Source organism: Microvirga mediterraneensis (assembly GCF_013520865.1).
Taxonomy (GTDB): Bacteria; Pseudomonadota; Alphaproteobacteria; order Rhizobiales; family Beijerinckiaceae; genus Microvirga; species Microvirga mediterraneensis.
In genome coordinates, this window is sequence record NZ_JACDXJ010000001.1 from 152,209 (window position 1) to 168,323 (window position 16,115).

Below are 16,115 nucleotides of genomic sequence, written 5' to 3' on the forward strand. Positions count from 1 at the left end.
ACAGTATCATTGATACATATCGTAAGTCTCGATACATATCGTCAGCACGCAGTTTGCCTCCCGCTCTCTGTAAACTTTTAGTTGAACAGCTCATGTCGACATTCAAACGAAAATTCCTCACCCTGGTGGCGGAGGAGAGCTCCGAGACGCTCCGGGGAATCGCATCGCCTGGGCGGATCAGAATCCTGAAGCTCCTGCGAGGGCGAGGACCGCTCAACGTCAATGAGATCAGCGCCGCGCTGGACCTGCCTCAATCCACGATAGCCACCCATGTCCAGGTGCTCGAGCGCGCCGGGCTCATCGAGACGGAAACCATCAAAGCCTCGAAGGGCCAGCAGAAGATCTGCTCGATCCGCTACGACGAGATCATCATCCGGTTCGACGATGAGGATCCGATGAAGGGCAAGGACCATATCGAGGTCTCTATGCCCATTGGCCTCTATACGAGCTGCGATGTGAGCGCCCCTTGCGGGCTCTGTTCGACGGAGGGGGTTCTGGGCGTTCTCGACGTGCCCGATCTCTTCCTCGATCCTCACCGCATGAATGCGTCCCTGATCTGGTTCAGGCAGGGCTTCGTTGAGTACAAGTTTCCCAACAACGGCAAGGTCCTCGGCGCCAAGATCGACAGGCTCGAATTCGTCATGGAGCTGTCGTCCGAGGTTCCAGGAACCAGCCTTGATTGGCCGTCCGAGATCAGTCTCTGGATCAACAATGTGAAAGTAGGAAGCTGGATCTCGCCGAGTGACTTCGGTGACAAGCGCGGCCTCTACACGCCGCATTGGTGGAAGCTCGAAGGCTCACAATACGGCAAGCTGGTAACTTGGCGGATCACACGGAGCGGAACCTCGGTCAACGATGTTCAAATATCCGACATATCGCTTGATAAGCTCGAACTCGATAAGCACCACGGAATTCGCTTGAGGATTGGGATCGACGAAACGGCCCGCCACCCTGGCGGCATCAATATCTTTGGTCGCGGCTTCGGCAACTATGATCAAGATATCATCATGCGCATCCACCTGAGAGAGCAGTGAAGCGCCCGGATGCAGCTGGCGGAGACTAGGCGCTCGGAAGATCGTAATCATGTCGGCTTGGCCGGAGGTTGGGGTCCGTCCGCAACCGATCCGGTCTGCCTCGATGGGCCCAAGCCGCAGCGTCGTCAGCCGGACGATGCCGGGGTATCGATGAGTTGGCGAACGCGCTGAAGGTAGAGTTCATAATAGTCGTCGAGCCCGAATTTATTGCCCAGTTCCCGGCAGAGCAGGATCATCTCGAGCGCCTGGGACCACTCACGGCAGCGATACGCGGTCAGCATGAGGCCGTTCCGTTCGTTCAGTTCCGCGAAGTCGTGGCTTGCAGCCACATTGGCGCGTCCGAGGATTGTGAAGATTCTCTGCGGCTCGCGCTTGCCCCTGACCTGTAGATGGTCGATTTCGAGAACGGCGAACCGGGATAGGACCGCCTGTGCGGTCTTCTCGCCGATGATGATCGGAACCCCGTATTGCTTTGTCATTCCCTCGAGGCGTGAGGCCAGATTAACCGTGTCTCCCAGGACCGAATAATTGAAGTGCAGTTCGGACCCGAAATTGCCGACGGCACAGAGACCGGTATTCACGCCGATCCCAATCCTGAGGGGCGGAACCGGCTGATCATCGCTGGCTTCCCGCTGACGCTGATCGTTGAGAGCATCAAGACTGTCCAGCATGGCACACGCAGCCTCACAGGCATTCACCTCGTGGCTGGGGTCGTCGAGTGGGGCGTTCCAGAACGCCATGATGGCGTCGCCCATGTATTTATCGATCGTCCCGCGACGTTCCATGATATCCTTGGTTAGCGGGGTAAAAAGCCGATTGATTAGGGTCGTCAGGCCTTTCGGGTCGTCCTTATACAACTCGGAAATAGCCGTGAAGCCGCGGATATCCGAGAAGAGAACGGTCAATACGCGCTGCTCCCCGCCAAGGGTGAGTTTCTCAGGTGATTGCGCCAGCTGTTCGACCAGCTCGGGTGAGAGGTACTGACTGAATGCCGATCTGATCCGGTAACGGTCCGCAGAAACGGTCACATAATTCGTGCAGACGAGGACAGCGTAAACAATAAGACTCGAGATCAATGGGAAGGTGTAGTCGATCAGGAGACGAAGAGACGAAAAGCAGTACCAGGACACGGCCAGGGTTACAGCAGCGGTGGCGCCTCCGAGCACGAAAAGAGTAACGGCATTCACTCTTGGCACCAGGGTGATCAGGATCAAGCTCAGAAGCGTCGCGAGCATGATCTCGACGAAGGCCGTATAGGTCGGCCGGCTCAGTGTCTCTCCCATGAGGGCGCTCTCCAAGAGCTGGGCATGTAACTCAACTCCTGGCAATGCCGGGTGAACCGGGGTCACCTTGAGATCGAGGAGGCCAGCAGCGGAGGTCCCGATCAACACCATCTTACCCGCAAGGCGATCGACGGGCACGCTGCCCTGAAGAAGATCGATAGCGGAAACATATCTGCTCGGCTTAAGGGACGAGAAGTGGATCCAGACACGGCCTTTCCCGTCCGTCGGGATCTTGAAGTCGCCGACACCGACACTTCGAACGCCGCTGGAATCGGTCTTGATCAGAATAGCTCCCGATCCGCTGGCGACCCGCAGCATTTCGAGAGAAAGTGAAGGAACGACGATTCCATCAGCGACTGCCACGACCGGGACACGGCGGACGATGCCATCCTGTTCAGGAATGATCGAGAAAATGCCCTGCCCCTGAGCGGCTAAGTCAAGGATGGGAAGGTTGCGCAGGAGATGGGGAAAGTCGACGAGGAACGGGCGCGGGTCCGTACCGAGAATCGCAATCCCCGTTTGGATCGTCGGCCGCGGCATTGGCGCCGCTCCCGAGACACGATACCCCGACTGCCCGAGCACTACCTTCGACATCCGAATGGCGTCGGCGAAGATGGCATCATTGCCGGGCAGGCGCCGGAGTGTCTCCCGGGTTTCTTCGTCCAGCCCGCGGAATGTCTCAGCCGCAACTTCTGGCGAGCTTCGATCCGGTTCAGGAAAAAGGACATCGAAGCCAATGACCGTTCCGCCTCGCTCCACGATCTTGGAGAGTATTTCCGCCATGACTGTGCGTGGCCAAGGCCACTGTCCCAATGCCCGCAGGCTCGTCTCGTCGATATCAACGATGGTGACAAGGTCGCGGCGCACGGCGCGCGGCTGCATCAGCTGGTAGATGTCAAACGACCTCTGACGAAGAGCTTCAATGGGGCCAGGATCCCAGATCCTTAAGGCTAGCAGGGCGGCGAGGAGCAGGAGGCCGACAATCCTTCCGATTCCTACGCGGCGCATCCTGTCCGGGAGAGCGGTCACAACCATCGCTCCGCTGAGGCGTGGTCATACGCTACGATGATCCTCGCAGATTGGTTTTCTTGAATGGAATTGCACTTCCCGTTAAACCCTATGGTCAGGAACGGGATCGAACACGAAAGTCCATCGCTGCATGCCCCCCTCACAGCATTTGGTCCGTAGAGCGGGGCAAGGCCCCTGCAATTGTCAACTCCGTTGCCAAAACCTCTCCGCTCGCAAAGGTTACAACGGCAGATATCATATTACTGTCTCCCAAGAGGCGCCTTAACTCTCCAACCGACGTATCCAAGGCAAGTCCGGTGGGGGTGGAGACAAAATCTTCCGGGCCAATGCCGCCGATTTCCGTGCCGTTCACAAAGAGGTCTACGCTGGCGACCGCCCCGCTTTTAACTGGCGCTCCAAGGACAGAGATATCAATCTGGTCTGGCGACGTTAGCAGCGATGCCTCACCCGTGTTGTCGATTTCGTTCAGTTGGGAGAGATCCGCGCCCTCGCCGACGCCGAGAGCGGTGATTTTCGTGCTGTAGGCATTGTTCAATTTCGCAAGTTCGACATCGATTGCTCCCTGTCCCTTCCCGTCCGAAAGAAAGTACAGAAAATTCCGATCACTCCCCTGATCTAGGATCTGCAACCGATCGTTGGCTGCTCGCAGGGCATTGGCGAAATCCGTCAATCCGTTGGAATTGAGCCCTTTCAAATAGTTCGCAATCGTCTCCTCTCCTCCTTGCCCGAGAGTGAATGTTTCGGCATTCACGGTGTCTTCACCGATAGGCTCGGAAGGATCGGCACGGCCATTGAACGGGATGATCGTGACCGTGAGATCCGCAGGCGAGAATCCGATCCCTCGCAGGCGCTCCGTCAACGTGATAAGGCCAGCGATCTCTGCATCCAGGATGGTGTTGGCACGTCCGTCACCGTTGAGATCGCCGACTGGCACTCCCTTGAACTGTTCAGACGTGCTTCCCGAGATGTCGATGAGATATAGAATATTCATCTGCGGCTGGAGAAATGTCCCGAGATTGACGATGAGGTCGAGATCCGCACTTGCAGCCGTCGTGGCGGATGGTGCTTCGATGGAGAGGGAGACCGGCTGATGGTTGTAGTTGAGAACGCCGCTGGTCGACACTGTCTGGTGAGGAGATGAGAAGGTCCCGGTGCCGCAGACTTTCAAGGTGACGTCTGCCGTATCGACCCCGCCCTTGCCATCGGAGACCGTGTAGGCGAAGGCGACCGTCGCAGTTTCGCCCGCGCTCAGGGCATGGAAATCGTCGCCGGGGTCGAAGACCAGATCCCCAGAGGAGTTGCGGAAGACGGAGCCTTCGAGCGGACTCGTCCAGCGGATGATGTTGAGTGGATCGCCGTCGACATCACGGTCGTTCGAACGCAGCGCCAGGATGCCGGCTCCCGTCTCGCTCACCCCGTCGATGTGATCGCTCGCTGCGGCAGGAGCATCGTTTCGGCCGGTAACGGTCCATGAAATCGACGAGGGGATACGGGTGCCGTCATTGACCAGCAGGCTGAAATCCACCCTGACGCTCTCGGTCTCTCCCCTGCCAAGGTGCTGATAGGCTGGATGGGATGGGTCCAGAGAGAAACTGCGTGTTCCGTCGAGATACCGCACGCCGGGAGGCAAATGGGCCGGCAGGATCACGAAGGGCAGGTTTGCCCCGGCCGATGGACCCACATCCATGGGGGCATCGAGCCGCGCCGGAGGGCCGTCCTCGACAGCTGTACCTCGGATCAACACGGGAGCCACAGTGATGAATGGAAGAGTGCTTTCGCTTGCGACGACACGCTGCTGGACGACAGGCGCGATGCCAAACTTCGAGAGATCGGGAGGATCAATCTGCTGAGGCAGGTTCACGGGGATGATCGGTGCATCACCAAAGTCACTGCTGCCCCTGATTTGACGGATGTCCGTGGAATAGAATTGAAAGATATCTCGTGCGAAAGCGTTCTCGCCACGGATATCGTCAGCCGTCTTCGAAATCTGTGTAATGTGTGGGTCGGAGCCGGGGACCGGCGTTAAGAGGGTCGCAATGCGGGCGTCCGATAGCGACGTGATCACACGGGACGGGTTATTCTTATCCAGGAGCAAGAATGAGCCCACGGTTCCATCCGGCTCGGTCAGGAGAGAGAACTTCGTAGTTCCACTGAACGCTGCGATCTCGGTGTGGACGGCCGTACCCCTGATTGCCATGGTGGCGACGGGGGTGTCGACCTTGAGGTCGCCAGATTTGGCTATCCGCCCCGCGACGAAGCCGATAACTCCCTGAACGAGAGTGAGCAGCGCCGAGTTCGCATTCGAATCTGCGGCGTACACCATATCGTTCACCACCATGCGAGCACTGGAAGACAGACTGAAAACTGTTCCGTCGTTGAACTTGATCGTCAGTGATGAATCCGCTCCCGTCTGCAGGACGTCGCCTTTGGCTACCATATCGCCGAGACGCAATTCGACTAAAACGCCGTTCCGCAGGACGGTCGCGGAACCGGACACCTTCTCGACGCGCCCGATCTGTATCCGGGTTGGCATCGTACTTCCCGCCTGCGCGTATTGCCCCGAGGCATCGGGACCCGCTAGCGCCTCGACGGTATCACCTGTGAGGCTCGCACCTTCAGGGGTCGTGATACCCAAGCGCCGTCCGTCCCGGAAGTAGTCCAGGATAACCGCCGTTGCCTTGTGCCCTACAAGCAGGAGATCGTCACCGGACCTCCTGAAGTCGGCGGAGAAGAGGATATCCTTGTCAGGAAAAAGGATCGAGGGCTCGGTGCCAGCACGACTGCTCGCTGCCTCGGCAGCGTCAATCTTGATATCGAAGACAGTAGCGCCGTCCCCGGATTGGTGCACAGCTGAACCCCTTGGGTTCGTGCGATGATAATCCTTTAACCCATTCCCTCCTACGGGAATCAAATCTTAGGTCCGGAACTGCGTGTCATAACGACCTTTTGGGCATGTTGTGCAATGGACGCTCCCGTGATCCGGTAGGTCAAGAACGTGTTCAGAGTGAAGACATCCTCCGGGTGATGGCCCGGTTCACATAAGGCGGCCCGACGCAACTCCTCCAAGAGTTGCGCCGCGAGCGGATAGGCCTGTTCGGCGAGCTCTTGAGCCGTCCGCATCAGGCGCCGATGATCATATGGTGTCATCAGAACGGATGGCCGTCGGTTAGCCATCAAGCGTTCCTATTCAGAAAAGAAGCCGCCTTGGGACAGAAGCAGTCCTACGGGCATGGAGGGGCGCCTAAGGATGAGGACGAGCCGACAACCGGAAGAATTGCGGTGGCGGCGATCTCCACGATGGCGCCCGGTTCGACCAGCCCTGAGACTTCCACCAGCACCATGGCTGGATAATGATTTCCCATGATCTCGCTGTAGACGACGCCGAGTTCCCGCAGCTGCGCCCGGTAGTGATCGATATCAAGCACGTACCAGGTCATCTGCGCGATGTGCTCGGGGGCACCGCCTGCTTCAGCGAGAACCGTCCGCACATTCCGCAACGCTTGGCGCGCCTGCGGAATGAGCCCAATGGACGTTACCCTTCCTGCATTGTCGGCAGCGATCTGCCCGCCGACGAACACGAGGGTGCCCATGCCGGCCATCCCGTGTGAATAGCCGCGCGGGCTCGGCCATTTGGGCGGGTCAATCCTGCGCAACAGGGTCGCCGACCTCGGTGACACGATAGTCATAACATCCTCCTGTCAGGCTCCGCGACGCAGGACGGGCGGAGCTAAATTGATCCAAGACGCGGCCCGGAGGATCAAATTACTGTTTCCAGAGAATCAACAGGGCGCAGGCCCTCTCGCAGCGGGGATGGCGCAAGCGACGGAGCCAGCGTGAACGCGGCCCGGTGAACCTCGGGCGTGTAGTACCGGGTCTTTCCGTCGAGTGCCCCGAACCGCTCCCGCAAGACCTTGCATGGGGGCCGCAGTACATCGTTGGACGCCCCCGCCGCGACAAGCGCGAGCATGCCCCCGGCATAGGTCGGTACAGGAGCCAAATAAGGCCGCACCCCGGCAAAAGATGCAGCGAGGCGCCCGCACACCTGATCCAGCTCCATGGGCTGGAAGAACGGCGCACCGCTCTGGACAGCGATCACCCCACCGGGCCGCAGCCGGCTGCGACAGGCCCTGTAGAAGGCCGGTGTGAACAGCTTCTCCCCTGGCCCCAGCGGATCCGTCGAATCGATGACAATGACATCGAATTGTGTCGCCGTTTCCGCGATATAGCGCGTGCCGTCCATGACCAGAACGGTAGTGCGCGGATCATCGAACGCACCGCCCGATACGTCCGGTAGGAAACGCCGCGACAGGTCGATCACCTCACCGTCGATCTCAACGAGGGTAGCGCGATCGACTGGATGCTTCAGCACCTCCTTCAGCGTACCGCCATCGCCGCCGCCGATGATCAGTACGTCCCGCGCAGAACCATGCGCCATCAGTGGCACGTGGGCGATCATCTCGTGGTAGATGTGGTTGTCGCGCTCGGTTAGCTGCACGATACCGTCGAGCACCAACACCTTGCCGAAGACTGGATTTTCGAAGATCAGGACATCCTGGAACTCGGTCCGCCAATGGTATAGTACGGCGCTCATGGAGAGCATCTGCTTATGATGGCCGTAGAGCTTCTCCTGGAACCACTTCATAGGATCACTCCCCGTTTGTGCTCGGCGAGCGTGAGATGCCCGGGCAGGAACGCGCCTTTGAGCACCTCAATGGCCTCGTGCGGCTGCGCGGCTCCGCACATGAAGATGTCGACAGCCGCATAGGAGATCTCGGGCCATGTGTGGATGGAAATGTGGCTCTCGGCAAGGACCGCCACGCCGGAGATACCGCCGTTTGGTGTGAAGTGGTGAAGATCGATGTTCAAAAGCGTCGACCCGGATCGGTCTGCGGCATCCCGAAGGGCCTTATCGATCAATTGCAGGTCGTCCAAATTTGACGCGTGCCAGAGGTCGACAATCAGGTGCGTCCCGGCAAACAACATGCCATCGCGTTGAACGAAATGATCGAGGCGACCGTCATCTATGCATGCGGAAGCTGGCAAAGTGAAAGTATTTTTCGTCCTGTCGGCATGCCTTATAGGGCTCTCGAAGCCATGCGCTGGCGGGCGCAAGCCAGCCTTCGCGACCACGCTGAGGCGTTTGGATTCAGCCATTCATTTCTCCGTTGGCAGGAGCTCTGCCGGTTGTAGCAAAAAAGGAGGGCGCTCGGCCGGCAAAGGCCGCACGGCAAGCAATTCGTTTCGCTAAATTGACTTCGGAGTGCCTACACGGTTTGACGCTGCAGGGCAGTTGACTCGCGCACCTGGCGTACTGTCAATCGCTTGAGCTCCCCGGTGCGTGTGGTCTAATCAGTCGGGCTCTCGACAGGCCTCCCGATGAGCGCAGTGCCGATAGGCGTCAACATCGAGACCCTGCGCTTGGAAGGGCCGGATTCGTGCGGGTAAGCGAGGGAAACCGTTTGCTTCCGACCTGTCATGTCATCGTGAAGGCCAGAGATGCTCTCCTCATCCAGATAAGGAGCCGGGGGACAACCCGGCCCCAAAGGCTTAGACATGCGCCTGCATTGACATATGCCCGCGATCTGCATGAAGCATTCTGTGCTTTCTCCGGCGCAATTGCTTTTCGATCTCCCCGAGAGCCTGCTCGAAAGCATCATGACAGTCGGCAGCATATGCCTCTGCAATAAGCACCCTATAATTGCCGACCTGAACGTTGATGATGCAGCAATAGGAATGTCCCTCGCGGCTGAACCCGACGGCCGCGTGATTCAGATGCCCGAAGTACTTCCCGGCTACCTGCAGGAGCTTCTCGTGAACCTTTTGAGGCAGACCCTCACCAAGGTGGATGTTGGAGCTGTTGATCTTGACCGACGCTCCAGCGCTACTCATCTTCATGGTTATCTCTCCTTTATTGATTCATGTCATTCGAGTAGTTTCGATGAGACGTTCCTCTCACCGAGCGGCCCGCGGACACGTCACTCGCGTGTTGCGGAACGTTGGATCTGACTGGTTCGACATGTCCGTAAAAGCACCAGGGGCACCGAGCCGCAGCCCTTGGTAAACGGCGCCTGCAGATACCGCAGACAGTTCGACTTTCGCGCTTAAACATCATAGATCTCTCGTCGCGAGACTTTACTCAGCGATGATGCTGTTCTCCTCGAGTGCGGGCAGGATTGAGCAACGACATCATCCCTGTCCGCCCACGCCGGCAACGCAAGAACCGGGTCTATCGCGGGACGCCTGAGGTGCCCCAGCTGCGGACCGCAGCAACATAGGCCGCCAGGATCAGCGTAATAGACGCGCAGAGTCCTGCGACGCAGATCGATGCCGCATAGCCGAAGGCCTCGCCCAGACCTTCCCAGAACACGATTTGCACGAGGGTCGTCACGAGAAAAGCTGCGAGAATGACGATGGACATGACTTCACCCAACGGCGACTATGGTGAGAGCGCCGTTCATCAGGACTGAATTTTGATTGCAAAAATCCGTGCGCGCTGGATCACCCACGCAGTGGATGATGAGGGATATGGCGTGTCGGGCTTATGTCGTTTTCCGATCATCCCCGGACTTGTTACGTCCGGGGCTCAGGCTCCCGTCTTCAGACGGCCTGCGCGCAAAGCGGAAAGGGTATGGGTCGTGTACATGGCATCCCTAACCTCGGCCACGCCTCCTGCAATGTCAAGATGCATGGCGTATCGGAGAGGAAGGTTTGACAAAACTCCCGACGGGCCTAAGCTTGTTCCACCATGCTGACATGCCCGAGACACATCCGTGGCCTTTGCCACGCCGGTAGCCTGATCGTAGGACAGTAACCCCGTGGCCCGGCGCGTCTGCGCGGGTCCGGGGCGATCAATATTCCCGAACGCATGGACGCTTCGGAGACATCATGTTCGACACACATCGGCTCTCGATACGCGCCATGACTGCGAGGACGATACGTGCGCGCCGACTGCATCGGAGCAGAATACATGTTCCAACGATCGATTAACCTACGGCAGATGACCGAAGTGAGATGAGCACGAAGGCGAAATACAGATCCTTGGGCTACCGCGTGAGATCCCCTGAAGAGCGAGACCGGCACAAGGCTCACGTCGATAAACGGACGGAGCGTATCATGGCGTTGAAAGCACAGGGTTTGAACAACACCATTATCGCGGCCCGCATGGGCCTGAGCCCTAGCCATGTGGGCAAGATTACGCGTGAGTACAGCCAGAAAGTACCGGACTAAGAATACGTCCATCGGCGGTGGGGAGAACGTCACCGGCGAGCAGCCAAAGGCTCCTGTAAAATGAAGGAGGAGGGAGCTGGTCACTCGGATCGCTTAACGATCCTCCGCGTCGATACGTGCGATATGTCGGAGATCGATGCGCTGACACCTTCATTTCTCGCGATTCTGCCACAATGACAGCCCCGATGAAGTCATCCAACGCAAGGCGGGTGGATTTGAACGCTGGATCGGGGCCTTGCAATCTATTGCAGAGGGGTACCCTTGTCTCCCAACGGTAGAACTTGAATTCGTGGATCTTCTACTTACTTTAGAGATATCATGATTACGCTCTGTCCCATTCTCAGTCCTCATGCGGGGTGCCTGCTCGCGAGCCACTGAACCCCGAATGCCGGCTGTTCTTTCGCGGCCCGCATTCGGGGCCATGACGCTCCTGACCAACTCTGGACCTATGGCACCCCTTTTAGGGATCGGCGCGGCATGCGCCCTGTCAGGAACGTCTTTCAGGCCGCTGCATGCTGCGCCGCGTGGAGGAGAAGACATAACTGCAAACTATCGCCGCTCGACCGAGCCGCTTTCGCCTCACCTGCTGCTTTCAATGGCCCTTGGCCAATCATCCGCCCCAGACGCCGACGGACCCATCGCATTGTTGCCGTGGCGCGTGAGGCGGGACGGCTTCGGCTATTCGAGGCTGAGAAGATATCCTGGCCAGGACCGCGGACCGCAAGATCCGCCTATGGACGAGGCCACTCCTCGGCTCACCGTCGCAGATGTCATGACGCGGGACGTAGTCTCCGTCTCGGCGGCGACCCCGGTGAGCGAGATTGCCGGTGCGCTGGCCAGCAAGCGGATCAGCGCAGTCCCTGTGGTCAGTACCGACGGAGCCCTCGTCGGCATTGTCAGCGAGAGCGACCTGATGAGAAGGACGGAGATCGGAACTCAGCGCCGCCCCTCTTGGTGGAGAAAGGTGCTGGCGGACATGGAGGCGGAGGCCGCCGACTACATCCGGACCCATGGTCGCAAGGCTCGGCACGTCATGACACCAAGGGTCGTGACCGCCACCGAGGACATGGTGCTCGCGGACATTGCCGACCTGATGGAGAAGCAGCGCCTGAAGCGTCTTCCTGTCCTGCGCGGGAGCCATCTTGTCGGCATCGTCAGTCGGAGCGATCTCGTTAGGGCCTTGGCGCGCTACCGCGCGCCTCTGTTCGCGGATCCTCCTACCGACGGGACGATGCTGCGAGATCTGATGGACCGGGTGAAAGCGCTGACGCCGTCCCACTGTCTCATCAACATATCGGTGCATCGCGGGAACGCGGACATTGCCGGGGTTGTGGATACCGCGACTGAACGGGAAGCTATCCTCGTCGCCGCCGAGAACACGCCGGGGATCCGATCGATTCAGGATCGGATGATCCTGCGGTGCCGGTCCACCTCTTGAGCCAGGAGAGCATATTCGGTGACGCAGTTTCGCGCCGTCCTGAATGCCGCCATCCCGTTCGGTGGCGTGTGCCTCGTTCTCGGAGCTCTCGGCGCAATGATGATCGACGCCGAGAGTCTCCTTACGGTCTATGGTATCGCGACTCTCGGGTTCGCCACATGGGCGCCCTGGGACACGTACCAGGGATGCCGCCCACTCAAGGCCAGCGGGAAAGATTAAGGCGAAGAGATCAACGCAGTGCCATCACGAGCGATCACCCTCCCGCCTTTCATCACCATTTTGCGCGGGCGGCGGCTTACGACAGCCTCGGCTAGAGTTTCTCCATCAAGCAGTACAACATCCGCTCTGCAGCCGGGCTCCAGGCCATAGTCATCGAGGCCCATCATCCGCGCCGCGCCATACGTGCAGGTGTCGAGAGCCAGCGCAACCTCGTCGTCGCGACGCAGGTTGTTGCGCAGACCGACGAGGACGGCCCGCTCCAACATGTCTGGATTGTTGTAGGGCCCCCAGGTGTCGCGCACCCCATCGGAACCCGCTGCGACAACGATGCCCGCCTCCATCAGTCGCTTGACGGCCGGAGCCGGCCTTGAGGCTGGCGCCGTCGTCAGAATGTGAATCTGCGCTTGAGCCAATGCCTCGATCAGCGCAGCGACATAATCCTGATCGGCCATGCCGAGACAGAACGCATGGCTGATCGTAACCTTGCCCTGCATTCCCAGAGCCTTCGTGCGCTCGATGATGAGTTCCATGGAGAACGCACCCAGCTCCGCCGACTCATGGAGATGGATGTCGACCGGGACAGCATAGCGCTCTGCGAGGCCGAAGACGACGTCGAGATGCCCCTTTGGATCGCGATCAATCCCGGCCGGATCGAGCCCGCCGATCACCTGAGCTCCGAGTTGAAGAGCCTTCTCCATGAGTTCGACCGTACCGGGGCGGATGAGCATGCCGCTCTGCGGGAATGCAACCAGCTCGATATCAACTTGGTCCCTGTACCGCTCCCGGGTTTCGAGAACGCCCTCGATGCCTGCCACACCGACTTCCGTATCTACATCCACGTGGGTTCGAATATGCGTCGTGCCGAGGGATGCTGCGAGCACAGTCTGCCGGGCGGACTGACGGGCAGGATCAATGCCCAGAACACGCCGCTGCATCCGCTCGTTGTCGATCTTGTCGATGAGGCGCGGCCCCACCTCGTTGCGATACCAACCCATGCCGAGGAGCGTCTTATCCATATGCGTATGGGCCTCGATGAGACCTGGGATCAGGATGCTCCCCCCTCCATCCAGGATCTCCGCGCCTTCCTCGACATCCCCGCCATAGCCGCCGATCCGTCCCTCACGAATCGTCACCGAGGTTGCCTCTCCTCCCATCGGGCGCACATTGCGGATTACCAGATTATGCATCAGCGTTCTCGCTTCTCAGATCAATTCCAAGGCAACACGGGTGGGATGCATTGCCATTCCATCATATTTGTATACAATTGAGAATACAGAATGCCAGTAGAATTCGTCCTTCCTGAGCGGACAATTTTGTGGAACATAGTTCGCTCCCCTGAGTTCCTCCGCACGGTCCCATGAACGCTTCAGTCAGAAAGCCTAAGTCAGCAGCCGGCACTCGGAGCGATTCCGTTTACGCCGGACTTCGCCGCGCGATCATCGAGCAGGCACTGATGCCAGGGGACAAGCTGACCGAGGATGTCATCGGCGAGCGGTTCGGCGTCAGCCGCACGATCGTCCGGACCGTTCTCGCGCGCCTCCATGCCGAGGGTCTCGTCGACATGCAGCCGAACAAGGGCGCCACCATCGCGCAGCCGAGCCTTTCGGAGGCGCAGGACGTTTTCGAGACGCGAATGTGCCTGGAACGCCAAGTCCTTGTCCGGCTTGCTGAAAAGGTCACGCCAGACGACATCGAGCACCTGCAGCGACACGTGAACCTGGAGACGAAAGCCAACTCGCAGGATGGCGCCGCTGCCATTCGCCTGGCGGGGGAGTTCCATATTCTTCTGGCCTCCCTCTCTGGCAACAGGGTTCTTGCCCGGTATGTGGACGAGGTTGTCTCACGTTGCTCGCTCATCCTGGCGCTCTATAGCCGACCGCACTCCTCCGACTGCTCGATTCATGAGCATCAGCAGATCATCGACGCCCTTCGATTGCGGAACAGCCAGGCTGCCGTCGACGCCATGGACCACCATCTCAAGGCGGTTACAGACAGAGCGCTTCTGTCCTCCACATCTGACAAGCATCGCGACATCCGGTCCATCCTTGACCGCTACGCTTCCTGACAGCCGGGCCTGAAATTCCCCACCCCATCGACCAACGCCGGAATGTTCCTCTCGAACAGAGGATATTGCCTGCGATCGCGTCAGCTCTCGCGTCTGAATGATGAAAATTCAGTCGCTTGCAGAATTGACGGCCCCCTTTTTGTATGCAATTTTTTCGTCCATTGTATCCAATAAAGAATCCATTCCAGAGGATCTATGGAGGTCAATCATGAGAACCAGACTTGCGGCCAGCCTGACCGTCGCCGTCGGCGCCCTGATGGGAATGTCGGCGGAGGCCAAGACCCTGAGGTGGGCCTCGCCCACGGACATTACGACGCTTGATCCGTATGCGCATACGGAGAGCTTCACGACGAGCATGCTGCACCACGTCTTCGACCCTCTGGTGCGTCGCGGTCGCAATCTGGAGCTGGAGCCAGCGCTGGCGGTGAGCTGGAAGACGGTGAAGCCCGACACCTGGCGCTTCGAGCTGCGTCGGAACGTGAAATTCCACAATGGCAACCCATTCACCGCGGACGATGTGGTCGCCTCGATCGCCCGCATTCTCGATCCCGGAGCTCGGGCTCGCGGCAATCTTGCGACCGTGGTCAAAGCGGAGAAGGTCGACGACTTCACGGTCGACATCGTCACGCAAGGCCCCTACCCGCTCCTCCTCAACGACCTCGCCGGGATCTACATCCTCGACAAGGAATGGATGGAGGCCAACGGGGCCCTGAAGCCAGGCAACATCGCGACCGGCGTCACGACCGCGGCCTCGACCACCGCCGTCGGTACTGGCCCCTTCAAGGTGGAATCGTACAAGCCTGACGCGGGCACGACCTTCGTGGTGAACCCCGACTGGTGGGACAAGCCGCAACACAATCTCACCCGCATCGAGTTCAAGCCGGTGAAGTCGGATGCGACCCGTGTAGCCGCCCTGCTGTCGGGCGAGTTGGATCTGATCACACCCGCACCTCTCCAGGATCTCCAGAGGATCTCCTCCTCTCAAGGCTTCAAGGTCATCGAGGAGCCTTCCTTACGCCTGATCATGCTCTCGCTTAACGTTCGCCCCGAATTGAAGGCAATGCCCGGCCAGAAGAATCCTCTGCTTGACGTCAAAGAGCGTCAGGCCATGTGGCATGCCATCGACATGGAGGCGATCAAGAAGCGTGTGATGCGCGACAAGTCGCGCAATACCGGCACGCTCGTCGCACCGCCCGTTCCGGGCTACGCGAAGGAGAACGATGCGCCATTGGCCTTCGATCAGAACAAGGCCAAGCAGTTGTTGGCGGAAGCCGGCTATCCGAACGGCTTCAAGACCAAGCTGAACTGCCCGAACGATCGCTACATCAATGACGAGCAGACCTGCGTGGCCATCGCGTCCATGTGGGCGAAGGTCGGCATCCAAGCGGAACTCCAGACCGAGTCCCGCGCGACCTACTTCCCGCGCCAGGACCGTGGCGAGTTCGACGTGTCCATGGTGGGTTGGGCAACCCTCCCGCCCATGGATGGCTTCAGCGTTCTCTCGTCCCTTCTCACCGAGCAGAAGGACGGGTACGGCGGCTCCAACGCGGGCGCCTACAGCAATTCGAAGATCGAGGAATTGACTCGCAAGGCCGCCGTCGAGCTCGACGAGACGAAGCGGCGCGCCATGCTGACCGAAGCCCTCAAGGTCGCCCGTGACACCGTCGCCTACATTCCGCTCCACCAGCAGCCGCTGGCCTGGGCCGTCCGCGACGGCGTCGACGTACCGCAGTTCCCGGACGAGTACGTTCGCCTGTGGTTCGCGACCGTCAAGTAAACCCTGCAGCTGGAGACGGCGGCTCGCCTGATTGGGGCGGGCC

Annotated in this window: 14 protein-coding genes; 5 read left to right on the forward strand and 9 right to left on the reverse strand. The window is 59.4% G+C overall.

What is annotated here, in order from left to right:
- The first annotated feature begins 92 nt into the window (after positions 1–92).
- Entirely contained in the window at positions 93–1,034 is a 942-nt protein-coding gene (locus H0S73_RS00700) for an ArsR/SmtB family transcription factor (protein ID WP_181050337.1), read from the forward strand.
- Between the two features lie 125 nt (positions 1,035–1,159).
- Here the strand turns inward: H0S73_RS00700 and H0S73_RS00705 are convergent, their stop codons facing one another.
- The 8 genes from H0S73_RS00705 to H0S73_RS00735 form a co-directional block, all read right to left on the reverse strand.
- A complete protein-coding gene (locus tag H0S73_RS00705; protein WP_181050338.1) occupies positions 1,160–3,346 on the reverse strand; it encodes a CHASE2 domain-containing protein in 2,187 nt (728 codons plus the stop codon).
- 139 nt (positions 3,347–3,485) lie between these two features.
- Positions 3,486–6,194, reverse strand: coding sequence for an Ig-like domain-containing protein (locus tag H0S73_RS00710; RefSeq protein WP_181050339.1), 2,709 nt, complete (start codon positions 6,192–6,194; stop codon positions 3,486–3,488).
- Between the two features lie 373 nt (positions 6,195–6,567).
- The gene (locus H0S73_RS00715; protein WP_181050340.1) at positions 6,568–7,032 is read right to left on the reverse strand and encodes a RidA family protein; all 465 of its coding nucleotides are present in this window, start codon (positions 7,030–7,032) and stop codon (positions 6,568–6,570) included.
- 71 nt (positions 7,033–7,103) lie between these two features.
- Positions 7,104–7,988, reverse strand: a complete 885-nt coding sequence (speE, locus tag H0S73_RS00720) for a polyamine aminopropyltransferase (protein WP_181050341.1) — start codon at positions 7,986–7,988, stop codon at positions 7,104–7,106.
- Entirely contained in the window at positions 7,985–8,500 is a 516-nt protein-coding gene (gene speD / locus H0S73_RS00725) for an adenosylmethionine decarboxylase (protein WP_181050343.1), read from the reverse strand. The genes speE and speD overlap by 4 nt, the downstream gene beginning before the upstream one ends.
- Positions 8,501–8,691: 191 nt before the next feature.
- Entirely contained in the window at positions 8,692–9,003 is a 312-nt protein-coding gene (locus H0S73_RS26215) for a GreA/GreB family elongation factor (protein ID WP_343058172.1), read from the reverse strand.
- A complete protein-coding gene (gene hpf / locus H0S73_RS25590; protein ID WP_246388681.1) occupies positions 8,894–9,241 on the reverse strand; it encodes a ribosome hibernation-promoting factor, HPF/YfiA family in 348 nt (115 codons plus the stop codon). The genes H0S73_RS26215 and hpf overlap by 110 nt, the downstream gene beginning before the upstream one ends.
- A 331-nt stretch (positions 9,242–9,572) precedes the next feature.
- Positions 9,573–9,764, reverse strand: coding sequence for a hypothetical protein (locus H0S73_RS00735; protein WP_181050346.1), 192 nt, complete (start codon positions 9,762–9,764; stop codon positions 9,573–9,575).
- Positions 9,765–11,345: 1,581 nt separating this feature from the next.
- Here H0S73_RS00735 and H0S73_RS00740 point away from each other — a divergent pair.
- Together H0S73_RS00740 and H0S73_RS00745 are read left to right on the forward strand one after the other, a co-directional pair.
- Positions 11,346–12,011, forward strand: a complete 666-nt coding sequence (locus H0S73_RS00740) for a CBS domain-containing protein (RefSeq protein ID WP_246388683.1) — start codon at positions 11,346–11,348, stop codon at positions 12,009–12,011.
- 18 nt (positions 12,012–12,029) lie between these two features.
- On the forward strand, positions 12,030–12,230 hold the full coding sequence (locus H0S73_RS00745; protein WP_181050347.1) for a hypothetical protein: 201 nt from the start codon (positions 12,030–12,032) through the stop codon (positions 12,228–12,230).
- Here H0S73_RS00745 and H0S73_RS00750 read toward each other — a convergent pair.
- Positions 12,227–13,417, reverse strand: coding sequence for an amidohydrolase family protein (locus H0S73_RS00750; RefSeq protein ID WP_181050349.1), 1,191 nt, complete (start codon positions 13,415–13,417; stop codon positions 12,227–12,229). The genes H0S73_RS00745 and H0S73_RS00750 overlap by 4 nt on opposite strands.
- A gap of 170 nt (positions 13,418–13,587) precedes the next feature.
- Between H0S73_RS00750 and H0S73_RS00755 the strand changes: the two genes are divergently transcribed.
- Positions 13,588–14,295 carry a GntR family transcriptional regulator gene (locus H0S73_RS00755; RefSeq protein WP_181050350.1) on the forward strand — a complete coding sequence of 236 codons (708 nt, stop codon included), beginning with the start codon at positions 13,588–13,590 and terminating at the stop codon, positions 14,293–14,295.
- Between the two features lie 208 nt (positions 14,296–14,503).
- Positions 14,504–16,072: an ABC transporter substrate-binding protein gene (locus H0S73_RS00760; protein ID WP_181050352.1), complete on the forward strand. Its 1,569-nt coding sequence runs from the start codon at positions 14,504–14,506 to the stop codon at positions 16,070–16,072.
- Positions 16,073–16,115 lie beyond the last annotated feature (43 nt).